The sequence below is a fragment of the Arthrobacter hankyongi genome, from assembly GCF_022012395.1.
GTDB lineage: Bacteria > Actinomycetota > Actinomycetes > Actinomycetales > Micrococcaceae > Crystallibacter > Crystallibacter hankyongi.
Window position 1 is genome coordinate 389,371 of the sequence record NZ_JAKLTQ010000002.1, and the last position, 23,760, is coordinate 413,130.

The 23,760-nt window shown below is 66.0% G+C and carries 20 protein-coding genes; 18 read left to right on the forward strand and 2 right to left on the reverse strand.

The window, feature by feature from the left end:
- Positions 1–2: 2 nt before the first annotated feature.
- Positions 3–947 (reverse strand): LysR family transcriptional regulator, encoded by a 945-nt coding sequence (locus LVY72_RS05780; protein ID WP_237818613.1) that lies wholly within the window; start codon positions 945–947, stop codon positions 3–5.
- Positions 948–1,090: 143 nt separating this feature from the next.
- On the opposite strand from LVY72_RS05780, the gene LVY72_RS05785 reads away from it, so the two are divergent.
- The 14 genes from LVY72_RS05785 to LVY72_RS05850 all read left to right on the forward strand — a co-directional run bounded on the left by LVY72_RS05785 (position 1,091) and on the right by LVY72_RS05850 (position 16,159).
- Complete coding sequence (locus tag LVY72_RS05785) at positions 1,091–2,659, forward strand: FAD-binding oxidoreductase (RefSeq protein ID WP_237818754.1); 1,569 nt, start codon at positions 1,091–1,093, stop codon at positions 2,657–2,659.
- Between the two features lie 981 nt (positions 2,660–3,640).
- Positions 3,641–4,585 carry a 3-carboxyethylcatechol 2,3-dioxygenase gene (locus LVY72_RS05790; protein WP_237818615.1) on the forward strand — a complete coding sequence of 315 codons (945 nt, stop codon included), beginning with the start codon at positions 3,641–3,643 and terminating at the stop codon, positions 4,583–4,585.
- Positions 4,582–5,448, forward strand: coding sequence for an alpha/beta fold hydrolase (locus tag LVY72_RS05795; protein ID WP_237818617.1), 867 nt, complete (start codon positions 4,582–4,584; stop codon positions 5,446–5,448). The genes LVY72_RS05790 and LVY72_RS05795 overlap by 4 nt, the downstream gene beginning before the upstream one ends.
- 5 nt (positions 5,449–5,453) lie before the next feature.
- Positions 5,454–6,242, forward strand: a complete 789-nt coding sequence (locus LVY72_RS05800; RefSeq protein WP_237818619.1) for a 2-keto-4-pentenoate hydratase — start codon at positions 5,454–5,456, stop codon at positions 6,240–6,242.
- Positions 6,242–6,694, forward strand: a complete 453-nt coding sequence (locus LVY72_RS05805) for a nuclear transport factor 2 family protein (protein ID WP_237818621.1) — start codon at positions 6,242–6,244, stop codon at positions 6,692–6,694. The genes LVY72_RS05800 and LVY72_RS05805 overlap by 1 nt, the downstream gene beginning before the upstream one ends.
- A complete protein-coding gene (locus LVY72_RS05810; protein WP_237818623.1) occupies positions 6,691–7,437 on the forward strand; it encodes an HpcH/HpaI aldolase family protein in 747 nt (248 codons plus the stop codon). The genes LVY72_RS05805 and LVY72_RS05810 overlap by 4 nt, the downstream gene beginning before the upstream one ends.
- On the forward strand, positions 7,434–9,092 hold the full coding sequence (locus tag LVY72_RS05815; protein ID WP_237818626.1) for a bifunctional 3-(3-hydroxy-phenyl)propionate/3-hydroxycinnamic acid hydroxylase: 1,659 nt from the start codon (positions 7,434–7,436) through the stop codon (positions 9,090–9,092). Before LVY72_RS05810 ends, LVY72_RS05815 begins: the two co-directional genes overlap by 4 nt.
- 120 nt (positions 9,093–9,212) lie before the next feature.
- The gene (locus LVY72_RS05820; RefSeq protein ID WP_237818628.1) at positions 9,213–10,214 is read left to right on the forward strand and encodes an ABC transporter substrate-binding protein; all 1,002 of its coding nucleotides are present in this window, start codon (positions 9,213–9,215) and stop codon (positions 10,212–10,214) included.
- 171 nt (positions 10,215–10,385) lie between these two features.
- Positions 10,386–11,129: an ABC transporter permease gene (locus LVY72_RS05825; protein ID WP_237818630.1), complete on the forward strand. Its 744-nt coding sequence runs from the start codon at positions 10,386–10,388 to the stop codon at positions 11,127–11,129.
- On the forward strand, positions 11,126–11,896 hold the full coding sequence (locus LVY72_RS05830) for an ABC transporter permease (RefSeq protein WP_237818632.1): 771 nt from the start codon (positions 11,126–11,128) through the stop codon (positions 11,894–11,896). The genes LVY72_RS05825 and LVY72_RS05830 overlap by 4 nt, the downstream gene beginning before the upstream one ends.
- A complete protein-coding gene (locus tag LVY72_RS05835; RefSeq protein WP_237818634.1) occupies positions 11,889–12,728 on the forward strand; it encodes an ABC transporter ATP-binding protein in 840 nt (279 codons plus the stop codon). Before LVY72_RS05830 ends, LVY72_RS05835 begins: the two co-directional genes overlap by 8 nt.
- On the forward strand, positions 12,725–14,704 hold the full coding sequence (locus LVY72_RS05840; RefSeq protein WP_237818636.1) for a flavin-containing monooxygenase: 1,980 nt from the start codon (positions 12,725–12,727) through the stop codon (positions 14,702–14,704). Before LVY72_RS05835 ends, LVY72_RS05840 begins: the two co-directional genes overlap by 4 nt.
- 103 nt (positions 14,705–14,807) lie before the next feature.
- Positions 14,808–15,449, forward strand: a complete 642-nt coding sequence (locus LVY72_RS05845; RefSeq protein WP_237818638.1) for a TetR/AcrR family transcriptional regulator — start codon at positions 14,808–14,810, stop codon at positions 15,447–15,449.
- On the forward strand, positions 15,446–16,159 hold the full coding sequence (locus LVY72_RS05850) for an SDR family oxidoreductase (RefSeq protein WP_237818640.1): 714 nt from the start codon (positions 15,446–15,448) through the stop codon (positions 16,157–16,159). The genes LVY72_RS05845 and LVY72_RS05850 overlap by 4 nt, the downstream gene beginning before the upstream one ends.
- 78 nt (positions 16,160–16,237) lie before the next feature.
- Here LVY72_RS05850 and LVY72_RS05855 read toward each other — a convergent pair whose 3' ends face one another.
- Positions 16,238–16,948 (reverse strand): GntR family transcriptional regulator, encoded by a 711-nt coding sequence (locus LVY72_RS05855; protein WP_237818642.1) that lies wholly within the window; start codon positions 16,946–16,948, stop codon positions 16,238–16,240.
- A 158-nt stretch (positions 16,949–17,106) separates the two neighbouring features.
- Between LVY72_RS05855 and LVY72_RS05860 the strand changes: the two genes are divergently transcribed.
- The 4 genes from LVY72_RS05860 (at position 17,107) to LVY72_RS05875 (ending at position 23,758) form a co-directional block, all read left to right on the forward strand.
- Complete coding sequence (locus LVY72_RS05860) at positions 17,107–19,089, forward strand: flavin-containing monooxygenase (RefSeq protein WP_237818644.1); 1,983 nt, start codon at positions 17,107–17,109, stop codon at positions 19,087–19,089.
- Positions 19,086–20,582 (forward strand): carboxylesterase family protein, encoded by a 1,497-nt coding sequence (locus LVY72_RS05865; RefSeq protein WP_237818646.1) that lies wholly within the window; start codon positions 19,086–19,088, stop codon positions 20,580–20,582. The genes LVY72_RS05860 and LVY72_RS05865 overlap by 4 nt, the downstream gene beginning before the upstream one ends.
- A 260-nt stretch (positions 20,583–20,842) precedes the next feature.
- Complete coding sequence (locus tag LVY72_RS24585) at positions 20,843–22,342, forward strand: 4-hydroxyphenylacetate 3-hydroxylase N-terminal domain-containing protein (protein WP_237818648.1); 1,500 nt, start codon at positions 20,843–20,845, stop codon at positions 22,340–22,342.
- Positions 22,343–22,351: 9 nt separating this feature from the next.
- A complete protein-coding gene (locus LVY72_RS05875; protein WP_237818650.1) occupies positions 22,352–23,758 on the forward strand; it encodes an MmgE/PrpD family protein in 1,407 nt (468 codons plus the stop codon).
- Positions 23,759–23,760 lie beyond the last annotated feature (2 nt).

Genomic DNA, 23,760 nt, shown 5'->3' on the forward strand with positions numbered 1-23,760 from the left:
GCTCAGACGACGTCGGGCGGATTGGCGCTGAAGCGTTCGGTGGCGACGTCCACCCACGCCTGGGCGCGGGCATTGAGGCGGGTGCTGCGCGGCCAGGCCAGGCACACGGTGGCCTGCTGCCGGATGGCCGAGCGCGGCTGGGCCAGCGGCTTGAGCGCCACCCGCAGTTCCTCGTAGGGGGCCTCGAGCCGGGGCCGCTGGAACAGCACGGCCACCCCGCGGCCGGTGGCCACCAGCGACCTGACCGTGGCGTAGCTGCGGGAGCGGTGCAGTACGTGTGGGGTGATATCGGACTCGCGGTACATCTCCAGGATGCGGGTGGAAATGGGCGGGGCATCGAAGAAGATCAGCGGCTCGGCAGCGATATCCTTCAGGCTGATTTCGGCTGCGGCCTGCAGCGGATGGCTGGCCGGCAGCAGGATGTACGGATCTGCCGTGAGCAGGGGAGCGGTCCTGACGGCCGGGGAAATGTTCATGTCATAGAGGAAGGCCGCGTCGATCGATCCGTCCAGCAGGCGCTCCTGCAGGTCCTCGTGGTAGCCCTCCACGAAGTCGACGTCCACGTGCGGGCACTGTGCGGCGAAGTCGGAGAGCATGGGTGGAATGATGGTCGGGCCCAGGGTCATGTAGCAGCCCACGGTCAGCGGCCCGCGCACGTTCGGGCGGTCGCCCTTGGACAGCGAGGCGATCTCGTCCGCCAGATCCAGCAGCTCGCGGGCCTGCAGGAAGACGGCCCGGCCCGTGGAGGTGAGCGTCAGGCCCTTGGACTTGCGCTTGATGCACAGCTCGGCGCCGATAATGCGTTCGAGTTCGGCGATGGACATCGAGATGGCCGACGGCGCCATGTGCAGCCGGCGGGCCGCCTCGCTCATCGTGCCGGTCTCCGCGGCGACGACGAAGTGCCAGATCTGGCGCAGGGTGATGGCGGGATGGCTCTCCAGGTTCATATTGTCAATTCTACTGACAAAACAATCCTAATATTGACAATTTACTTGAGGCATTGAGGTTGCCATGATGGAGGGGCGGGCCGCGACGGCCTGGCCGGCCGCCGCCCCGGCGGCGGAACTGTGTGGAAGGTGCGAAGTACGTGATGGATACCCGGGAGCTGTTCCTCGACCAGGCCGCCGCCATTGTCGGCGAGGAGAATGTGGTGCGTGCCGAGGCGGGCTACATCGACCCGTATCCGCTCAACGCCGGACGGAGCGCATGGCCGGGGGTGCGCCCGGGCTCCGTCGAGGAAGTGCAGGCGCTGGTCCGGCTGGCCAATGAAACCGGCGTGCCGCTGTGGACCTTCTCCCGGGGGAAGAACCTCGGCTACGGCGGTCCGGAGCCGCGCACGCAGGCCATGGTGGCTATGGACCTGGGCCGGATGAACCGGATCCTGGAGGTGGATGACAAGCTTTGCTACGCCGTGGTCGAACCCGGGGTGACCTTCTTCGACCTGTTCGAGTACATCCAGGAGCACGGGCTGAGGGTCTGGATGTCCGTGCCGGCGCTGGGCTGGGGCTCGGTGCTGGGCAACACCTTGGACCGCGGCTACGGCATGACCCCGAACGGGGACCATGTGAAGTCCCTGTGCGGCATGGAAGTAGTCCTGCCGGACGGGGAGCTGGTCCGTACCGGGATGGGTGCCATGGAGGGCACCGACCTCGGCCCCATCTTCCAAGGCGGCTTCGGCCCGACGCTGGACGGGCTGTTCACCCAGTCCAACCTGGGCGTGGTGACCAAGATTGGACTCTGGCTGATGCCCTGGCCGGATGTGTTCGCCTCCGGGGAAGTGCTGGTGGAGCGCGAGGAGGACATGCCGAAGCTGATCGACATCCTCACCGAGCTGCGGCGCCAGGACGTGATCCAGAACAATGCTCTCTGCGGGAACGTGGTCCGCGCCGCCACCATGAACGGCCCGCGCTCGCGTTGGTACACCGGCGAGGGATCGATCCCGGACGAGCGGCTCGAGGAAATGCGCCAGGAGATGGGCATCGGCCAGTGGAACGCCAAGTTCGCCCTTTACGGCGACAAGCACCTGGTGCAGCGCCGGATGGAGATCATCAAAGAACGCTTCGCGCAGCTGGACGGCTTCGAGGTCAGGACCCGCATCTATGAGGGCCGGGATGGAGCGCAGGTCGCCTACGAGGACATCGCTCCGCAGGACCGTGCCCACATGGCCGGCGTGCCGACCATGAAGCCGCTGGAGACGGTGGCCTGGGCAGCCGAAAATGGCGGGCACATCGATGCAGCCCCGATCATCCCGGCCCGCGGCCAGGAGGTCTGGGACTTCTATCAGGAAGCCAAGGAGCTCTACCGCGAATACGGCTTCGACATCTACATCGGCTACCACCTGTACCCCCGGCACATGGTGCATGTGACCATGATCTTCTTCGAGAACGGCAACGAGGAGCAGTTGGCGCGTGCCCGCGGGCTCTACGCCAAGCTGCTGGCCGCAGCCCGGCGCCGCGGCTATGCACCGTACCGCAGCCATGTGGACTATATGGACACGATCGCTGACGGCTTCGACTTCAACAACCACGCCGCTCGCCGGCTGCAGCAGAAGATCAAGGATGCGCTGGATCCGGCCGGCATCCTCTCCCCGGGCAAGCAGGGCGTCTGGCCGGCCCGGCTACGGCAGGAAGCCCCGGACCTGGGGTCCGTGACCCGCTAGCCCTGCCGCACGAAAACAAACGCGGCTGTTGTACTCATGGCACCGCAGGACATGTGTAACAGCGCCGTCCCTGCCCCTCCTGAAGGCACAGGGCATCGAACTGTTCGCCAGTGGCGCAGGCCTCGTTTTCAACGAGGCCTGCGCCCTGCCGGCTGTCTCCTCTCCTATGAAGGTGCTGGGCATCGTAAGGCGGGGCGGCGGACCTGGGCGCAGCGGATCGGGATGCCGGGCTTCGCCTAGGCCGGCTACATTCGCCTCCTAGGCGCCGTGTACCTCCGGCTCGGCGTGCCGGTCGAACCGGTTCGGGATCATTTGAATGCCCCGTTTGAGCATCGTTGGACGCCGGTTGGCTGCGGGCCGGCCTTGGCTGGGCAGTAATCAACTGCCGTCCGCTAAAGGCCGGGTTATGCCCGGCTGGAGGTCGCGATGCGGACTGGAACAGATTCCTGGTCAAGCTGGCCCGAAGCGGCACCGGCGGACCGGTGTGCGCCGGATATGCCGATAGAAGAGCAGCGCATTCGTCCTGCCGGCAAGCGACACCCAGTTCCTCCCCGCTGGTGCGCCACCGCGCCCACCTGCGAAATTCAGGACGATTCCTGTGCCCTGTCAAAACAAGTGCTCATTGATACCCATGCGCGGTCCCGCCAAACTTTCTGGAAGCCAGCAGGACCCGGAATAGCCGGAACATCGTCGACCAAGTCCTCGGAAGAACCAACGCTCCAGACGTGAACGGGAGCGGCCATCCCTGAAGCTCACCGGAAGCCGCCATGGTTTTTGGTGAGGAACCGCGGCGCCTTCCTGAGTTGCCGGCGGAAATGGCTGAGGGACGGCAGGGCCGTCATGGCGAAATTTCGCGGCTCCGGGACACCCCTAGACTAAAGTGAACCTAATCACTAGAATCTAGATTCTAGAAACTTCAATCTAGTCCAGCTTGGACGGCAAAGACCACGAGGCCCGACGGGCCTGAAGGGAAATGAAGCAATGACGCTTGCAGTGGCTGCAATGTCCCACGCTCCCTCGTTTGGGAACGTGGATCCGGGCGGGGGGATCTTCGATGAGATCAATACCGCGATCAACGACGTCCGCACCTTCGTGGAGGAGTACGCTCCCGATGTCACGATCGCGCTGGGGCCGGATCACTTCAACGGTGTGATGTACGAGATGATGCCGCCGTTCTGCGTCGGCGCCCAGGCCAACGGGGTCGGGGACTGGGGCACCGCTGCTGGCCCGTTGCCCGTCGACGGAGAAGTTGCCCGGGAACTGCACCGGATCATTCTCGAGGACGGCATCGACGTCGCCCGTTCCGAGCGCCTGCAGGTCGACCACGGTGTGCTGCAGCCGCTTGAGTTCATCTACGGCCACGGGTTCACCAATCCAATCGTGCCGATTTTCGTGAACTCCGTGGGTCTGCCCCTGACGCCTATGAACCGTGTCCGTCTGTTCGGAGAGGCCGTGGGTCGTGCGGCGGGAAAGCTCGACAAGAGGGTGCTGATCCTCGCCTCGGGCGGGCTCTCGCACAACCCGCCGATACCGGTGTGGGACTCTGCGCCGGACGAGGTGAAGGAAAGGCTCGTGCACTCGGAGATGACCCCGGAGCAGCGCGAAGTCCGTGAATCCACCATGATCGAAAACATCCGGAAGTTCGCCGAGGGGAAGGCCACGACGCAACCGCTCAACGCTGCGTGGGACACCGAGATCCTCGATACATTCCGCGGCGGCGACCTGACCGTCGTCGACTCCTGGACCAACGAGTGGTTCGGCCGCGAGGGCGGCAGCGGCGCCCATGAGGTACGGACCTGGATTGCGGCCTTCAGCGCGCTGGCGACGGAGGGCAGTTACAGCTTGGTGGTCGACCGGTACTGGCCGGTCGAGACTTGGGGAGCCGGTTTCGGCGTCGTCGCGGCCATCACGGATGGTGCCGCATGAGGCCAGAGCCCGCGACGTTTTGGCAGGAGATCGGCGACCTGCCCCACAAGGTGAGCTACGTCGGGGTCGGAGTCTGGCGTACGCGGGTGCTCTCCGTGGGTGAGGGCGAGGACACGGTCGTACTGATGGCCGGTACCAGCGGCCACATCGAGGCCTTCACCCAGAACATCCGGGCGTTGGCTCAGACGCACCGGGTCGTCGCCTACGACTACCCTGGGCATGGTTTTTCGACATTGGCCGAGGCCGATCTGGAGATTTCGGACTACGAGGAGCACCTGGTCGGGCTGCTGGACGCTCTGGGCCTCGACCGGGTGCATCTGTGCGGCGAGTCGCTTGGCGGGTGGATCGCGCTGAAGTTCGCCCAGTCACATGCGGAACGTGTGAAGACGCTCATACTGAGCGCCCCGGGCGGACAGGTCATCGGCCAGCAGGCCATGGACAAGGCGCGCTCTGTCAGCCGCAACGCAGTCGAGGACCCGACGTTCGAGAACGTCAAAGGACGGCTGCAGGTCGTCATCCACGATCCGGATCTCATCACCGACGAACTCGTGCGCATACGCCAGGCCATCTACAGCCGGGAGGGATTTGCCCGGTCGATGGGTCACATTATGGCTTTGCAGAAGCCCGATATCCGTTTCCGCAACCGCGTGACCGAGGAAGACTACGCGGCACTGAAGGTGCCAACGCTGCTCGTCTGGACCGATCATGAGCCGTCCGGCGGGATCGAAACGGGCGAACGGTTTGCGGCCGTTATTCCCGACGGTGAATTGCTCGTCATCCGGAACGCTGCCCACTGGCCGCAATGGGAGGACCCATGTGTCTTCAACGAGCGGGCCGTCGATTTTCTAGCACGGAAGGGCTGATCGAGGTGTCCCAGATCATCCAGAAGCTCGCCGATGACCTCTACGAGGCGCGTCGGACCCTCACTCCAATCGACCACATCCGGCATCAACTATCGGACGGCGATCTCGATGCCGCGTACACGATCTCTGAGATCAACACGCAGCGCCGGGTGCAGGAACAGGGGCTCAGGCGCGTGGGCCGCAAGGTGGGCCTGACCAACCCGATGGTCCAGAGGAAGGCCGGCGTGGACCAACCCGACTACGGGATCGTCCTTGAGGACATGGTCTTCTCCGACGGCATCGTCCGCCCCCGGTCCGCCTTCATTAAGCCGAAAATCGAAGCCGAGCTCGCCTTCGTCCTCAAGCAGGATGTGCTCAGCGCAGACCTCGAGTCGATCAAGGCCGCGATCGACTACGTCACTCCGGCCATTGAGCTCGTCGACTGCCGGTACCACAACTACGGCATGAGCATCCTCGACACCGTGGCCGACAATGCCGCGTGCGAGGGACTGGTCACCGGCACGGTTCGCAAGGCCTATGCGGAGGTCGATCTTGACGAGGTGGAGATGGTGCTTTACCGCGGCGATGAGGAGGTCACCCGGGGCATCGGCAGGAACGTCCTGAAAGGGCCGATCAATGCGATCCAGTGGCTCGCGGAAACCTCATTACGCGTGGGCAAGCCGCTGCGGGCCGGCGAGATCCTGCTCTCCGGATCCATCGGGATGATCGTCGACTGGGACACAGACATCACCTACACCGCTGAGTACTCGCATGGATTCGGATGCGTGTCGGCCAGGCTCGAAGGAGGCCGCTAATGCCTGAAGTTACGAATGATATCCGCGTCGAGATCGAACAGCTCGTCGCCGAGCATCACTGGCTGCTCGACCACGGCCAGGCCGACAGGCTCCACACCCTCTATGCAGAGGACGCGGTCTCCGTCGGCCCGCTGGGCACCATGGTCGGCCGTGAAGCCATCAAGTCCTGGGGCGAGCGCCGCGTGAAGATCAACGCCGGCGTGGTCCGCCACTTTTCGGGTGGAACGCGCTTGGGCTTCGAGAACGGCGTCCTGTGCGGCACCACCTACTACATGACCTTCCGGGGCAGCCAGCCAGATCCGCTCCATCCGGCCAGCGTGGGCGAATTCCGCGAGCAGTACGTGCGGATCGACGGCAGGTGGCTGATCCAGCGCCGCGAGATCGTTCCGGTCTTCGGCGGGAACAACGCCGCCGCCCATGCGAAGCGCGTCGCTGCAGGAGGTGGCGAATGAGCGCCCAGGAGGCTCTGGTGCCGGCCCTGCTGCACGTCACGACGCCGTCCATGGCGGTCGTCGAAAGCGCGCTGGATGCAGGGTACGACGGCGTCGTCATCGACCTGCAACACGGCGAGGTTGGGCTCGACGCAGCGTGCAGGATGCTGCGCGCCATCCCGCGCGGCAACGCCTATGCCTTCGCCCGGGTGGCCAGCATCGATTTCGGGGCCATCGGGCGGCTGCTTGACAGCGGCGCCCGGGGTATCGTCGCTCCCACTGTCGAGACTGCCGGCCAGGCGCGCGCGGTGGTCTCGGCAACGAAGTACCCGCCGCTCGGCGGGCGCAGCCTCGGCCCGAGCCGTCCGGCGCTGTACGGGGGTGAGGACTACTGCGCAGCCGGCAACGCCGCAGTGGCGACGGTTGTGCAGATCGAATCCGCTGCCGGCGTCGAGGCCGCCGATGAAATCCTCGGCGTTGACGGAGTCGATTCGGTCTACGTCGGGCCCGCCGATCTGGCGGTCTCCTACGGATTGCCGGGACGGCCGGACTGGACCAGCGGTCCGGTTGCCGACGCCGTCGTCCATCTCGCCGAACGGGCCCGGGCGCACGGGGTGACGTTTGGTCTGTACTGCAGCGACCCTGCCTTCGCGGCGGGGCAGGTGCTCCGGGCAGGGCTGGACTACGTGGGGCTGGGCATCGACCTGATGTTCATCGGAAGGCACGCCCGCGCAACCGTCGCGGCGTTGAAGGGGGCGTCATGATGGAGCAGACCGACATTCTCATCATCGGGGCGGGGCCGACCGGGCTCACACTGGCCAACCTGCTGGGCCAGAACGGTATCCGGACGATTCTCGTCGAGGCGAGGACGAAACTGATCGACTACCCGCGTGCCGTAGGCATCGATGACGAGTCCCTGCGGGCGATGCAGTCGATCGGCCTGGTCGAGGAAGTGCTCGAGCACACGGTGCCGGACCAGCAGATCCGCGTTGTCAACGGTGTGGGCAAGGTGATCGCCGAGATCAATCCAACCACCCGGGAGTTCGGATGGCCGCGCCGCAACGGGTTCGTGCAGCCCCTCGTGGACCAGATCCTGCTGGATGGTGCCCGCCGTTTCGATTGCGTCGATGTCCGGCTCGGTGTCGAAGCCATGGATTTGGTTCAGGATAACGACGGCGTGACCGTCACCGTTCGTTCCCAGCACCAGGACGCGTCAATCCGGGCCGCCTACGTGGTTGGTTGCGAGGGCGGCCGGTCGTTCACGAGGCAGAAGCTCGGGATCCCTTTCACCGGGCGGACCCGGCAGCAGCGCGGCCTTGTGATCGATGTCGCCAATGACCCGCTGGGTACGCCGCATGCCGTCTTCGGCGGTGATCCGACCCGCGGTTATGCCACGCTGAGTCTGCCGCATGGCATCCGCCGTTGGGAGTTCATGCTTCTGGAGGGGGAGAGCGACGAACTCGCCAACAGCGACGAGTTCCTCCACCAGTTGCTCAAGGACCATGTCGCCGATCCTGCCTCGCTGGATGTGATCCGCCGCCGTGTCTACGCGCATCACGCACGGATTGCGGAGCGGTTCCGTGTGGGGCGGGTCCTGCTGGCCGGAGACGCAGCACATGTCATGCCGGTTGTGGCAGGACAGGGATGGAATTCCTGCATCCGGGATGCCCTGAACCTGGGCTGGAAGCTGCCGGCCGTGGTACGCGGCGTGGCAAGCGACCGGCTCCTCGACACCTATGCCGAAGAGCGGAGGGACCACGTCAAGGCGATGGTGGAGCTCTCGGTCGGCATGGCCAAGGTGGTCACGAACCGCAGCAAGGTCACCTCGGCCGTGCGTGATGCTGCCGCGGCGGTCATCGATCACCTGCCGAAGCTCAAGTCGTACGTCTCCGGACAGGGATTCAAACCGATGCCGAAGTACACTCGCGGCGTGGTTGTGCCAAGCCGGTGGCCGGAATCGAAATCCGTACCCATCGAGGACGGCATCCAGCCGAGCGCGGGCACACTCTTCCCGCAGCCGCGCGTCCAGACGGTCGATAACGGCGACGTCCTGCTGGACGACGCCACGGGCACCGGGTGGCGGATCTTCGTCTGGAACAACGATCCGGTGAACTTCCTCTCCGCTCAGGTGCGTGCACAGCTGGATTCCCTGGACGCAACGCTGGTCCAGCTGGTGCCCTCGGCCCAATTGCGCTGGGCCGCGGACAATGCGTCATCCGGTGTCCGCGCCATCGGGGACCGGTCCGGTGCGCTGAAGTCCTGGTTCCATGCCCGTCCCGTTTCAGCCGTCGTCGTCCGTCCGGACCATGTCATTGCCGCCGAGTGCCTGGTCCAGGACCTCGACCGCAAAGTCCGGGAAGTGTTTGCCAGCGCCTACCTGCTGCCGGCGGCCGCCGGTGCCGCCCTGGCTGCACAGTGAAGACCAAATAGCTCATTTTCATCTTACGAATGCGTAATGCGGGGTGCAGTGATGCCACCGGCCCCTGCTCTTCTCCGTGCGCTCCTTACGCTTCGTTCACTCAAGGAAGAGAGAACACCCATGAAAACCAAGACCACCCACCTGCTGTCCGCAGGCGCACTCGTCGCTGCCTTGATGCTGTCCGGCTGCGCCTCCGGCTCGATCTCGGGAGGGAAAGCCGAGGCAGCGCCGAGCGGCGGTTCGACCAACTCGGACCTCCGCGACGTCACGATCGGACTGTTCCCCTCGTCGGCTGTGGGCGCGATCCAGCTCGGAATCAACAAGGGCTACTTCAAGGAGGAAGGCATCAACCTCAAGATGCTCCTCGGGCAGGGCAGCGCCGCCCAGCTGCCGGCGCTGAGTTCCGGCAACCTCGAATTCATGCTGGCCAGCCCGACGACGCCGCTCGTGGCGGCTGCCCAAGGGCTCGACGTCAAGATTGTGTCAGGGTACGCCCGCAACCGCCCGGACATGGTGGAGGACTCCGTGGCCGTCCTGGTCGGCCCCGGCTCGGACATCCACCGTGCCAAAGACCTGGAGGGCAAGACCGTTTCGATTAACGCGCTGGGCAGCATCGGCGAGATCGGTATCCGGGAGGCCGTGGCGCGCGACGGCGGCGATCCCGACAAGGTGACCTTCGTGCAACTCGGTTTCAACGAGGTCGCGGCCCAGCTGGAGAGCGGCGCGATCGACGCCGGCATGGCCGGCCCGCCGTTCATGCAGCAGATTGTCGCAGACGGGGGTGCCGTCGTCAGCGACTTCATCCAGAAAACCGGGCTCGGCGGTGCCGAGCTGGTTATCGCTTCCAGCGGTTCCTTGACCAAGAGCGACCCGGAGTTGGTGGAGAATTTTGTCGACGGGCTCGACAAGACCCTCAGCTATGCCGAAAAGCATCAGGACGAGGTGCGTGATCTGCTGCCGGCGGTTCTTGGCACCTCGCCCGAGGCCGCGGCCAAGACGGACTTCATCGAGTGGAACGCCAAGCTCGACGTCGGCGCCCTCAACCAGTTTGCGGACCTCATGGTCAAGCACGGTGTCCTTGAGACCCGCCCCAACGTCAATAACACGGTCTGGGCCAAGTAGCGGTGTCGGAGTGCGGCGTTTGCCGAGCGGGCGCCGCACTCCACAGTTCCGGCCCAACCGTGAGACTTGAAAGGGGGACTGGTCAAGATGGCCAACCCAGCAATATCAGCGTCACCAGCCGCCCGACGGTACAGCTTGTGGCTCAAGACGGGACCGGCTGCGCTCGGGACCTTGGGATTCCTCGGATTCCTCGGCCTCTGGCAGATGGTGTCGACGTTCGGGATCGTCGATCCCCGGCACATGCCGCCGCCGGCTGCGGTTTTCGAGCGGTTCGCCGCCAACTTCGCCTACACCGACTTCTGGGTGGCGACGGGCCACACTCTGCGAGCCTGGCTCCTCGGGGTGCTGATTTCGACGGCGGCAGGGCTGGTCGTGGGCGTCATCATCGGATCGAGCCGGGTCCTGGTCCGTGCCACACATTCGACCATCGAGTTCCTGCGGCCGATTCCAGCCGTGGCGCTGATTCCCATTGCCGCCTTGCTTTTCGGCCCGCGCATCGGATCCGAGCTCATGATCATCATCTATGCGTGCTTTTGGATCATCCTCATCCAGGTGCTCTACGGCATTGCCGACCTGGATAAGGTCGCCCTCGACACGGCGCGGACCCTGCGGATGGATTTTCCCCAGCGCGTCCGGTACGTCATCTTCCCGACGCTGCTGCCGTTCCTCATGACCGGCCTGCGGCTGGCGGCGACGGTCGCCCTTATTCTCGCCATCAGCGTTGAGCTGATCGTGGGCACCCCCGGGCTTGGCCAGGAGGTCGCGTTCGCGCAGATCAACGGCTCGGCTCCGGCGATCTACGCACTCATCATCACCAGCGGCCTGCTCGGCATCGCGATCAACAGCCTCATGCGGTTTGTGGAGCGCAAGACCTTGTTCTGGCACGAATCGGTACGCGGAGGGAAAGCAGCGTGACCCTACTGAAGAAAACCGGGTACTTCCTGGGAATCCCGCTGCTCCTGCTGGCTGCGTGGACCGTCTATACATCAACCGCGACGAACTTCTTCATACCGGAGCCTGCGAAGCTGATGGACCGGTTCTTCAAGATCTGGTTTTCCGAACGCTTCGTCTCCGACGTGCTGCCAAGCCTCAGCCGCCTCCTGGCGGGCCTCGGGTTGTCCATCGTGATCGGCATCGCCGTCGGGGCGGTCATCGGTTACGTGCGGTGGATCCGGTGGCTGTTCGAGCCGCTCTTCGAGTTCATCAGGGCGATCCCGTCGACGATCCTCATCCCGGTGCTGCTGCTGCTGATCGGTATCAACGACTCGATGAAGATCACGCTGATCGTCTTCAGCTGCGTCTGGCCGATCCTGCTCAACACGGTCGCCGGGGTGACTTCCATCGACGAAGTCCTGCAGAACACAGCCAAGGTGATCGGGCTGACCAAGTTCGACCGGATGCGCTATCTTGTGCTCCCGGCAGCCTCACCCCAGATCATGGCCGGTATCCGGCAAAGCCTGGCCGTCGCGCTCATCCTGATGGTGGTGTCCGAGATGTTCGCGTCCACCGACGGCATCGGCCACTGGACCATCAACTTCCAGAACCGGGTGGCCATTGCGGAGATGTGGAGCGGCATCCTGCTGCTCGGAATCATCGGCGTGACTTTGTCAGTGGTCTTCCAGTGGTTTCAGAAGCGGATTCTCGCTTGGTACGAAGGATTGAAGGAGAAGGAAAATGACTAGGGCTCAGAAGCCGGTACGGCTCAAGGTCGACCAGGTGCAGAAGATCTACCAGACAGGAGCCGGCACCGAATTCGAGGCGGTCAGGTCCCTGACGTTCGATCTGCACGACGGCGAATTCGCCTGCCTCGTCGGCCCCTCGGGAAGCGGAAAGACCACGCTGCTGAAGTGCATCGCCGGTCTCATGCGCACCACCTCAGGCGAGGTCGTGCTGGACGGGCAGAGCGTCAACGGTCCGGCCAAGGGGATGGCGGTTGTCTTCCAGGAGTACGGGCGCAGCCTGTTTCCCTGGATGACGGTCGAGGCCAACGTGGACCTGCCGCTGAAGACCAGTGGGGTCCCCAAAATGGAGCGGGCCGAGCGCGTCCGCGATGCCCTGGAATCCGTGGGGCTGGACAAGGCCGGGGCGAAGTATCCCTGGCAGCTTTCCGGGGGCATGCAACAGCGCGTGGCCATCGCCCGGGCGGTGGCTTCGCAGCCGAGCGTGCTGCTCATGGACGAGCCGTTCGCGGCCGTCGACGCCCAAACGCGCGCCGACCTCGAGGACCTGGTGCGCAGGATCTGGCGGAAGCACAACATGACCATCCTGTTTGTCACCCACGACATCGACGAGTCCGTCTACCTGGCCGAACGCGTGCTCGTACTTTCCAGTTCGCCGACGGTCATCCAGAACGACATCGAGATCGATCTGCCGCAGGAGCGCGACCAGCTCGTCACACGGTCCGCGGCCCGCTTCGCCGAACTGCGGGCCGAGGTCTATGAGCGGGTGCAGTTCGCCAAGACCAATATCCACGCCGTGGTTGAGCCGGCCCGATTCACGGAGGCCCACGCATGAGCACCACCGGTGTCGACGTACTGCGGGTCCCCCAGGACGATCTGTTCTGGCAGGACAACTATGAGCCGGTCACCGAGACCGACGCCGAGCTGTTGCGGATCGTCGAGGGGGCGGACCTTCCTGCGCTCCTCGCCGCCCTCGCTGCGGCCACCGGCGACACCAGCGCCCTGTCCCCGGAGCTGCGGCCGCCGCTGACGCCCGTGGACACGGTCAACCACCCGCACGGCGGCATGAGCGAAGACCAGCAGGATCGTGGCAGGCAGCTGGCGTTGGCGGGTTTGCGCCGACTGCGCGATGAACGGATCACCAGCGTCGACACCCTGCCCGGCGCCGTCGTCACTTCCATCCTGGAGTACCTCGCCAACGGCCACCGCGACTGGATCGGCATGCTCAAGCACGAGCTCGATCTGGCACCGGACAAAGGCGGCGCTCCCGGGTGGCAATATGACGACGTCGCCCCGGACAGGCCCTTCTCCGTCCTGATCGTCGGCTCGGGGGTGGCCGGGATCGCCGCCGCCTACCGGTTCGCCCAGGCGGGCGTCCCGTTCACGATCATCGAGGCCGGCGAGTGCCTGGGCGGCACCTGGCAGAAGAACCGCTACCCGGGGGTGCGCCTCGATACGCCGACCTTCGGCTACTCCTACTCATTCGCGCAGCGCCCGGACTGGCCGCACCAATTTGCCGAAGGACACGAGATCCGCGAGTACTTGGAGACGGTCGCCCGCAAGGCCGGCCTCAGCGAGCGGATCGAGTTCGGCAGCCGTCTGGTCCGCGCCGAGTGGGACGAGGCCGCCGGCATGTGGGTAGCAACCACCCGCACCCGGGACGGCGCCGAGCGGACCCGGCGGTTCAACGCCGTCGTCAGCGCCACCGGCCAACTCGATATCCCCAACATCCCGGATTTCCCGGGCCGGGACTCGTTCACCGGCGTAGCGATGCATTCGCAAAACTGGGATGAGTCCGTCGACTGGCGGGGAAAGCGGGTGGCTGTCATCGGCACCGGCGCCAGCGCCTACCAGATCGTCCCGGCCATCGTCGACGATGTCGAAAGCATGGTGGTCTTCCAGCGGAGCGCGCCCTGGATGCTCCCGGCACCGGCCTATCACGAGGGGATGACCGATACGTTCGCCTGGCTCGTGCGCAAGGTGCCGCACTACGCCCAATGGTTCCGGCTCTGGGTGACTCTCCTGGGGATCCCCGGGCGCTTCCACACCGTCCGCGCGGAGGAAGACTGGCCGGCGGCGCCGCTGAGCGTGTCGCAGAAGAACCAGGAGGTCCGCGACGAGCTGGTCTACCGCCTCGCCGAGCAGTTCGCAGGGCACCCGGAGCTGCTCAGGCACGCGGTCCCCGGCTACCCGCCGGGCGCCAAGCGGATGCTGCGGGACAACGGGGTCTGGGCCAGAGCACTCACGGCGGAACAAACGCAGCTCGAAACCTCCCCGATCCGGGAGTTCACCCCGGGTGGCATCGTGACCGAGGACGGAACTGAACACAACGTCGACATCGTCATTTATGCCACCGGGTTCCGGCCCTCGGAGTACCTCGAGGGCATCACGATCGTCGGCCGCGAGGGACGGGAGATCCACGACTTTTGGCAAGGGGACGCGCGCGCCTATAACGGCGTCACCGTCCCGGGGTTTCCGAACTTCTTCATGGTCTACGGGCCCAACGTTGGCGGCGTGGTCGCGGGGAGTCTTCACTTCATGCTGGAGCGGGCCAGCGAATACTCGCTCAAGGCGGTCCGCGAGGTCCTTGAGCGCCGGGTGACAGCGCTGGACGTCAAACCGGCCGCATTGGACCGGTTCGTGGAATGGGTCGACCAGGAGAACCGGAGGATGGCCTGGGGGCAGCCGTATGTGCGTACCTGGTACCAGAACGGCTGCGGCCGTGTCTCGCAGATCTGGCCGTTCACCAACGTCGAGTACTGGAACGTCACCGAGTCAGTAAGGCCGGAGGACTATGACTTCCTCCCCTGAGCGGCATTTGGTGGCCGGCGGCTGTCCCTGCACAGATTCACCATCAGTGGGTGGCGTATCGTCGGCGTATACGGACGTTAGCGATATGAAGGAAAAACCACCCGTGACGAAGAGAAGCCGTGTTCATCAAAGCACTCCGGAGAATGAGCGTGCCATCCTGGAGGCCGCGTTGACGCTCGCTGTCACGGCGGGCTACGAGGGCACCACGATGGCAGAGGTGGCGCGCCTGTCCGGGCTGCCTACTGGCTCCGTCTACTGGCATTTCAACAACAAGGAACAGCTCTTCGCCGAACTTATCGAGTACTGCTTCGGGAAGTGGAAAGAGGACCACACCGGTCCCACGAACCGGGACCTGCTCCGCCGGAGCATCGCGGGCTCTGCGGGCGGATCAACCGATCCGGAGAATAAGGCGGAGGCGTTCTGGATCCTGGCGCTGCTCTTCGCGCTGGAGAAGCGCCTGGCCGACAACGCGGCCCGCAAGAAGTACCTGGATGTCCGCAGGCAGATGTTCGAGCTCATGGTCCAGCGTGTCGAACCCCAGATCCCCGGCTCCGTCCTGGCAGCCGACCCGGATTTCGGGCGGAAGATGGTGGTCCTCGGGCGCGCCTTGACCGACGGTTTCTATATCGCCGCGTCCGCCGGTGACGACATCGACTTCATGGAATTCGCAGACCTGTCCGCGTCTGCGGTGGAGGCACTCATCGCGCGCCGGGCAGCGATGGCCGAGGGGGAGGTGGAGAAATGACGGGAAGGCAAAAGGTGGCCGTGGTCATTGCGGGCGGCTCAGGCATCGGTGCCGCGGTCGTGCGGGAACTGGCTGCGGACGGTTACCGGCTCGCGGCGCTCTCGCCCTCCGGCAGTGCCCGGGCGCTCGCTCAGGAGTACGGCGGCGTGGGCCTGGATGGCTCGAACCGTTCGGCCAAGGACCTGCAGGCGATTGTCGATCTGGCACTGTCCGAATTCGGCCGCGTCGATACGGTCGTCAACGGTTCCGGGCACGCGGCCTCCGGCCCGGTGCTTGAGTTGGCGGATGCGGATTGGGAAGACGGCATGAATGCCTACCTGATGAACGTGGTCCGCATGTCCCGGATTATCACGCCGCACTTTGAGGCTGCGGGAGGCGGGTCGATCATCAATATTTCGACGAGTTCGCCGTTCGAACCGAATCCGCGCTACCCGGTGTCCGCGACTTTCCGTGCGGCGCTGGCCTCGTTCACCAAACTGTATGCGGACGAGTACGGGCCGGTGGGGATCCGCATGAACAACGTGCTGCCGGGGTTCACCAAGGAGGATCCCAGCACGGTACCGCTCGAGTGGACGCAGCGGATTCCGCTGCGTCGGGCGGCGAGTGCCGACGAAATTGCCAAGGTCGTACGGTTTCTCGCCAGCGACGAGTCGAGTTACATCACGGGCCAGAACATCCGCGTCGACGGCGGCGTGACGCGGGCCGTCTGAGGTGGGCGAACCGGTGCCTCCAACGGGTGCCGGGCCGGAGTGCCGCACCGTGCGGACCCGCGGGGCAGGCCCCTTGGCTCAGGGCCCGGCGGCGGGCTCGGCGGTTTTTTCGAGCCCCACCTCTCCGGCGTTGCGGACCGCGTCCATGGTGGTCTCGTAGTGTTCCCGTAGGAGCCGGGCCGCCCGGGGTGCGTCCCGCTTCAGGGCAGCGTCCAGGATGTTCCGGTGCTCCTGCTCGATGTCGCGCTGGGCGTCACGCGTGGCCATGCCGGCCCACCGTCCGTAGAGCTGGACGATGTCCGAGAGCGTGGAGGTCAGGTCGATCAGCACCGGCACGCCGCAGGCCTCGAGCAGTTTGGCGTGGAACGCCTGATGGGCATCGTTCCATTCCTGCGTGTGTTGGTCCGGGTCGTCGGTCTGGCGGCGGGGCGTGCGTTCGAGGGTATGGTGGGCGGCGATCAACTCCGATTCCCAGTGCAGATCCCCGCGCTTGATCGCCAAGGTGATGGCAAACTCCTCATTGACGCAGCGCAGTTCCGTAATATCCTCCAGCTCGGCCAGGGAAATGGGCGGCACGAAGAAGCCGCGGTTCGGCTTGAGCTGGACCAAACGGTCTCCCACCAGCCGGGTCAGCGCCTCCCGGATCACCGTGCTGCTGGTTTGGTAATACTCCGAGAGCGCGGCGAGTTGGAGCTTTTCGCCCGGTGACCAGCGGCCGGCGAGAATGTCCCGGCGCAAGGCATCCCGGATGTGCTTGCTCAGGGTCTCGGAGTCGGTGCGCTTTGCCATGCGATGATTCTACATTCTCCTCATAATGCAAGGATTATGCATTATCAATTGACTTATGCAATCATCACGCTAAACTGGATGCAGCTTTCCGGGAGACGTGGATCACAGAAGTGCTCCTTTTCCTCCCGGCAATCTGTCCGCAACCCAAGGAGAAACCCGTGACCGACTCCCTTATTGAGGCGCGCATCGAAGGCGCAGTCGACGACCTGTACTGGCGGGACGACTACGAGCCAGTGACCGAAGACGACGTCTTTTTGCGCCGGATCGTGGATACTACCGACCTGCCGGCCCTGCTGGTGGCACTGGCGGCAGTGACCGGCGATTTTTCGCTGCTGCGCGAGGATCTGCGCCCTCCGCAGCCGCCGGCCGATATCGTCGGCGAGCCGCACGGCGGAATGGGGCCCGAAGCCCGGGCCGCCGCCCGGGAACTCGCCTTCGCGGCCCTGAAGCGGGTCCGCGATGAACAGCTGAGCAGCGTGGGGCTGCTCACTGAGGAGCAGGCCCGGGACATCCTGACCTGGCTGACGAACGCGGCCGATCCCGAATATCATCCGATGCTCATGCACGACATGGCCCTGGTCCCGGCCCGCAGCGGCAAACCGGCGTGGAACTTCGCCGACGTCGCCGCCGGGCGCGGTTTCCGCGTCGCGGTAATCGGCTCCGGGGTGGCCGGCATGGCCACCGCCTACCGGCTGAAGCAGGCGGGCATCCCGTACACCGTGTTCGAGAAGGGCCACACGATCGGCGGCACCTGGTGGAAGAACACCTACCCCGGCGTGCGGCTGGACACTCCCAACTACGCCTACAGCTTCTCCTTCGCCCAGCGCGACGACTGGCCGCAGCAGTTCTCCCGCGGGCCGGAAATCTATCAGTACACCTGCGAAGTGGCCCGGCGCGGCGGCATCGTGGACGATATCGAATTCCACACCGAGGTCACCGCCGCCACCTATGACGAAGCCTCCGGGCAGTGGGACGTCCGGACCGTGGACCGGGACGGGAATGTCCAGACCCACCGGTTCAATGCCGTGATCTCCGCTGTCGGCCAGCTGGACCGGCCCAAATACCCGGACGTTCCCGGCCGTGGCGATTTCGCCGGCGTCCAGATGCACTCGGCCGAGTGGGACCACAGCGTGGACCTGACCGGCAAGCGGGTGGCGGTGATCGGCACCGGAGCCAGCGCCTACCAGATCGTTCCGGCGATCGTGGACCAGGTCAGCGCGCTGACGGTGATCCAGCGCAGCTCGCCCTGGATGCTGCCGACCCAGGGCTACTACGACGACATGCCGGACTCGGTCCAGTGGCTGGTCCGCAAGTTGCCGCACTACGGCCAGTGGCTGCGCTTCTGGCAGCACTGGCTCGGCGTCGAAGGCCGCCAGCACACCATCGTGGCCGACCCGGGCTGGGACAAACCCGGCAGTGTGTCCGCCGTGAACGAGTACTGGCGCCGGGGCCTGACCGAGGTCCTGGCCAAGCAGTACGAAGACCGCCCGGACCTGCTTGCCAAGGTCACTCCCGACTACATCGTCGGCGGCAAGCGCATGCTGCGCGACAACGGGGTCTGGGCTGCGTCCCTGAAGAAGCCGCACACCACCCTGGTCACCGAACCGATGGAGCGGATGGTCCCGGAGGGCATCGTCACCCGGGACGGCGTGCTCCACGAGGTGGACATCATCGTCTATGCCACCGGCTTCCAGGCCTCCGAGTTCCTCGAACCTGTCAAGGTCACCGGCCGCCGCGGCACGGACCTGCACGAATACTGGGGCGGCGATGCCAAGGCGTTCGCCGGCACCACGGTGCCGAACTTCCCGAACCTGTTCATCGTCTCCGGCCCGAATACCGGGCACGTGGTCAACGGCAGCCTGTATTCGATGATCGAGTACGGCGTCGAGTACATCCTCGAGGCCCTGCGCATCATCCTCGAACAGGATCTGACCGGCCTGGACCTCAAGCAGGAGGCCCTGGACAAGTTCGTGGCTGGCCTGGATGCGGCCAACGCCACCAAGGCCTGGGGTCATCCGAGCGTGCAGACCTGGTACAAGAACAAGTTCGGCCGCGTTTCCCAGATCTGGCCCTACCCGGTGCTGGACTTCTGGAAGATTACCCGCGAAGTCAGGCTCGACGACTACGAGAAGCTGGCATGAGCGGGACCGCGTCACTGGCGGCCAGCCCCGGCACCGGTCCCGGTGCCGGACCGGCCGCCACGGGCCGGAACCAGGGCCTGCCGGGTGTGGCCACGCAGGTTTCAGGCGGCGTGGTGGGCGCCCTCGGCCTGCACTACGGTGCCCGGCTGGATCCGGCCGCCCGCTTCAGTCCGGTGGGGGAGCCGTCCCCGGGACTGGTCCAGTCCGCACCTGCGGCCTTTCCGCAGTCTCCGGGCGCCCTGGACTGGCTGCAGGGCCCGGCGCTGGCGGAACTGCCGCAGCATGAGGATGCATTCCAGCTCAACGTCTGGGCGCCTGAGGGTGCGCAAGGTGCCCCCGTACTGGTCTATATTCCCGGCGGCGCGTTCATCAGCGGTGCCGGCACCGTGCGCTGGTACGACGGCGAGCGGCTGGCGCGCGACGGCGGCGCCGTCGTCGTCACCGTGAACTACCGTCTGGGCGCGCTGGGGCTGATGGGCGATGAGCGGACGCCGTCGAACCTGGCCGTGGGGGACCTGCTGCAGGCGCTGCGCTGGGTGCGCGCGAACATCGGCGCCTTCGGCGGCGATCCGGACCAGGTGACCCTGGCGGGCCAGTCCGCCGGGGCCTTCTACGCCTACCTGCTCAGCCAGTTGCCGCAGGCCGAGGGCCTGTTCCGGCGCACCGCCCTGCTGAGCCTGGCCTGGCAGCCTCCGCTCGCCCCTGCCGAATACGCCGAGCGCTACCGGCTACTGGCCGAGGCGCTGGGGCCGGACGCTGACCTGGCCCAGGTGCAGGCAGCGGAGCTGCTGCGGGCACAGCGGGAGGTCGGCAAGGCGTATGCCGGCCGCGGGCTGGGCCTGATGCCGGCCGCGGACGAGGTGGTGCCGGCGGACCTGTTCGATTTCGCCGCGGCCGCCGGACGCCTCCACGTGGACCGACTGCTGCTGAACACCACCCAGGACGAGTCCGCGGCCTTTCTGAAGGCAGTGCCGGTGGAGGCTGTCACCGACCAGGTGCTCGCCGGGTTCATCGGCGCGCACTTCGAGGACATGCCGGCCACCCTGGCCTGGCTGGACGCAAAGCTGCCCGGCGCCACCCGGCACGCCAAGCTGGTCGAGGCCATGACACTGCACCAGCTGCGGCTGGCCGCCGACGAGCTCGCGGGACAGGCGGCCACCGTCGGAGTCCCCGCAGTGGTGGCCCGCTTCGGCGTCGCCAGCCCGCTGGAAGGCGCCGGCAGCGCACACTGCTTTGAGCTCCCGTTCCTGTTCGGCATCCGGGGCAACTGGGCGGACGCCCCGGCCCTTCAGGGGGTCTGCGAGGATACGTTCGAGCGGGCCGGCGCCGGGCTGCGCTCGCTGCTGCTGGGCTTCGTAGCCGACGGCACCCCGCGGACGCACGACGGCGCCGCCGTGGCGGCGTTCGATCCGGCGGATCCGCGGGTGTACCTGGTCGACGGCGGGGCTGCGCGCTACGTGCAGGCCGAGCGGGGCCTGCGGCCGCGGCGCTGAGACCGGCTGTTCGCGGGCGGTCGGACAGGGAAAGCACGGTGAAGCAAAGGGCGGTTCCTGCCAAAAGGCAGGGGCCGCCCTTTGCTGCTGCCGGTGGTCAGTCCCACGCGCCGGTCTGCGGGGCCGTCGAAATCCCGGCAGCAAAGTGTTGCCAATCACAAGCAAGTTAAATAGAATCAGACACAGAATATATTTTTCATTCGATTATGTTGCATAAGACGGCGGGTCCCGGAGGCCGCGTCCAAGCATAAGGAGTAATTGTGACTGCACGCACCGGAGCAGAGTACAAGGCAGGCCTGGCCGACGGGCGCGAGGTATGGCTGGGAGCCGAGCGCATCAACGTGCTCGAGCATCCGGCCTTCCGTGGATCCATCGAAGGCATGGCTGGCTACTTCGACTACCAGCACAAGTATGCCGCCGACTGCCTCACCATGGATCCGGCCACCGGCGGACAGATGAATGTCAGCCTGATGCTGCCGAAGAACGCCGGGGACATCGCCACCCGCCACCGGGCCTTCGACCGCCTGGCCCGCTATTCCAACGGCATGCTTGGCCGTACCCCGGACTACGTGAACGTGGTGCTGGCCGGCCATGTCTCGCGCAAGGATATCTTCGACCGCTCCGGCGACCCGGTCTTCCACCAGCGGCTGGCCGCTTACCACCGCGAGGTCATCGAGAAGGACCTGGCCCTGACCCACACCATCGTGCATGCGGCCATCGACAAGAGCGTCGGGGAGCTGCAGGGGATCAACGAGGACCTGACCTTGCGCGTGGTCCGGCGCACCGATGAAGGGCTGATTGTCCGCGGTGCCAAGATGCTGGCCACGCTGGGCCCGATCGCCGACGAGCTGTATGTCTACCCGGCAACGCCAATCCAGCCCGGCTTTGAGGAATACGCGCTGTCCTTCGCCATCCCGGTGGCTACCGAAGGCGTGGTGGCGGTCTGCCGCGACCACTACGGGATCGACGCCGACGTGGCGGACAAGCCTTTCTCCTCCCGCTTCGACGAGCAGGACGCGGTCATCATTTTCGATGACGTGCTGGTCCCCTGGCACCGGGTCTTCATCGATGGCAATCTGGATGTCTACAACTCCCTCAATTCGGGCACCGCTACGGGCAACACGCAGCAGCAGACCGCCATCCGCGCCTCGGTGAAGCTTGAGTTCGCCTACGACCTGTGTGTACAGATGGCCAAGGTGACCGGCACCGAGTCCAAGCCGGACGTGGCCTCGATGCTCGGGGAGATCTACTCCTACCTGCGCATTGCCCGCTCAGTGGTCCATTCCGCCGAGGTCAACGCTTCCGACTGGGGCGGCGGGGCGTTTTTCTGCCACGACGACATCAGCTCGCTGCGCACCGTAATGCCGGTCTGGATGGCCCGGGTCAACGACATCATCAAGTCCATGGGCTCGCACAACCTGCTGGCGACCCCGACGCGGGCCGCCTTCGACGATGCCCGCCTCGGCCCGCTGCTGCAGAAGTATCTGCCCGGGGCCAACGGCATCCCGGCCGAAGAACGCGCACGGATCTTCCGCACCGCCTGGGACTTCGCCGGATCCGCGCTCGGCAGCCGGATCGAACTCTACGAGCGCTTCTACCTGGGCAGTGTAGGCCGCGCCCGGGCACTGGACCACCGCAAGGCCCAGGCCAAGGGTGAGACCGGAGCCTACCGGGCGATGTTCGACGAGGCCGCCGTGCCCCCGGTCCCGCAGCTGGACGACGTCGTCGTTCCCGGCCAGCCCGTCGCCGCCCGGCACTAGGCGCTGGCCATGACGGCAACAGCCGAAACCACCACTATCACCGGCCAGGTGGCCCGGCATCTGGCCGGGATGGAGTTCGAGGCGATCGACGTACGCACCCTGGCCCGCGCCAAGGTGCGCCTGATCGACTCGCTGGGCAACATCGCGGCCGGGCACCGAGCCCAGGGCAACGACGCCGTCCTGCAGTTGGCCGGCCGCTGGGGCGGGACGCCGGAGGCGACCGTGCTGGTGCACGGACTGCGCGTCCCGGCCCAGACCGCGGCGATGGCCAACGCCGTGATGATGCGCTCCTACGATTTCGAGGCCATCGGTGCCGAAGGGCCGGACCGGATGCAGGTGGCCGCGCACATCTCCGGCACCACCGTTCCGGTGGCGCTCGCGGTGGCCGAGCGGCAACGGTCCACGGGCCGGCAGCTGCTCACCGCCCTGGTCCTCGGCGACGACCTGGCGTCGCGGTTGGCCGCTGCCTCCGGCTTCGACGTCTACAGCGGACAGGACAACACCGGCACCGTCAACGGGTTGGGCGGGACCGCCGCCGCGGGCAAGCTCCTGGACTTGGACGAGGCACAGCTGCGCCATGCGCTTGGCATCGCCGTGAACCAGCTCTCCGGTACGGTGGCGAACATCTTCGACCAGACCCTGGCGTTCAAGCTGCCCATGGCCTTCGCTGCCCGGAATTCCATCGTCTCGGCGGAACTGGCCCAGCTGGGGTTCACCGGTCCGGCCGATGCGATCGGTGGCCGCCACGGCTTCCTGGACATGTACTGCGCCCAGCCGGTGCCGGACCGGATCACCCACCGGCTCGGGGAGGAGTTCTACGGGGACTGCGTCATCAAGCCCTGGTCCGCCTGCCGGGCCAGCCACCCCTCGCTGGATGCCTGCGTCCGGCTGGTCACGGAAAACACCGTGGACCTGGACGCGGTCGAGTCGGTGCGCATCCACGTTACGCCCCGTACCCTGGCCGGCTTCGTGGGGCAGCCCTTCGAGCCCGGTGCCTGCCCGGAAGTTTCCGGAGCCTTCAGCATCCGGTTCACCGCGGCGACGGCGCTGATGTGCGGAACGGTCCGCCCGGAACACCTGCACCTCGCGCACATGCAGGACCCTCGGCTGCAGGCCCTGCTGGAGAAGATCACCTTGATCGACTCCCTGCCGCCGCACGAGTCCCTCACCGCCGAGGTGGAGCTGCTGCGGCGGGACGGCCCGCCGCTGCGCTCCCGGGTGGACGCACCCCGCGGGGACATCTACACGGCCCCGCTGTCCGAGGCCGAGATCCTGGACAAGTACTACGCCAACGTCGCATTCGGCGGCCGCATCGGACACGCGGCGGCTACCGAAGCCATCGACATCGTCAACAACCTGGAGTCCGTCGAGGACATCTCCGCCCTCGTGCGGCTGTTCGCCCCGGGACAATCTTAGGA

Excerpts from the sequence above, each read along its gene's own strand:
- LVY72_RS05865 (WP_237818646.1), top strand. The coding sequence starts at position 19,086 with ATGAGCGGGACCGCGTCACTGGCGGCCAGCCCCGGCACCGGTCCCGGT.
- LVY72_RS05855 (WP_237818642.1), bottom strand. The coding sequence starts at position 16,948 with ATGGCAAAGCGCACCGACTCCGAGACCCTGAGCAAGCACATCCGGGAT.
- LVY72_RS05840 (WP_237818636.1), top strand. The coding sequence starts at position 12,725 with ATGAGCACCACCGGTGTCGACGTACTGCGGGTCCCCCAGGACGATCTG.
- LVY72_RS05810 (WP_237818623.1), top strand. The coding sequence starts at position 6,691 with ATGAGCGCCCAGGAGGCTCTGGTGCCGGCCCTGCTGCACGTCACGACG.
- LVY72_RS05785 (WP_237818754.1), top strand. The coding sequence starts at position 1,091 with ATGGATACCCGGGAGCTGTTCCTCGACCAGGCCGCCGCCATTGTCGGC.
- LVY72_RS05835 (WP_237818634.1), top strand. The coding sequence starts at position 11,889 with ATGACTAGGGCTCAGAAGCCGGTACGGCTCAAGGTCGACCAGGTGCAG.
- LVY72_RS05815 (WP_237818626.1), top strand. The coding sequence starts at position 7,434 with ATGATGGAGCAGACCGACATTCTCATCATCGGGGCGGGGCCGACCGGG.
- LVY72_RS05850 (WP_237818640.1), top strand. The coding sequence starts at position 15,446 with ATGACGGGAAGGCAAAAGGTGGCCGTGGTCATTGCGGGCGGCTCAGGC.
- LVY72_RS05820 (WP_237818628.1), top strand. The coding sequence starts at position 9,213 with ATGAAAACCAAGACCACCCACCTGCTGTCCGCAGGCGCACTCGTCGCT.
- LVY72_RS05780 (WP_237818613.1), bottom strand. The coding sequence starts at position 947 with ATGAACCTGGAGAGCCATCCCGCCATCACCCTGCGCCAGATCTGGCAC.
- LVY72_RS05805 (WP_237818621.1), top strand. The coding sequence starts at position 6,242 with ATGCCTGAAGTTACGAATGATATCCGCGTCGAGATCGAACAGCTCGTC.
- LVY72_RS05795 (WP_237818617.1), top strand. The coding sequence starts at position 4,582 with ATGAGGCCAGAGCCCGCGACGTTTTGGCAGGAGATCGGCGACCTGCCC.
- LVY72_RS05790 (WP_237818615.1), top strand. The coding sequence starts at position 3,641 with ATGACGCTTGCAGTGGCTGCAATGTCCCACGCTCCCTCGTTTGGGAAC.
- LVY72_RS05875 (WP_237818650.1), top strand. The coding sequence starts at position 22,352 with ATGACGGCAACAGCCGAAACCACCACTATCACCGGCCAGGTGGCCCGG.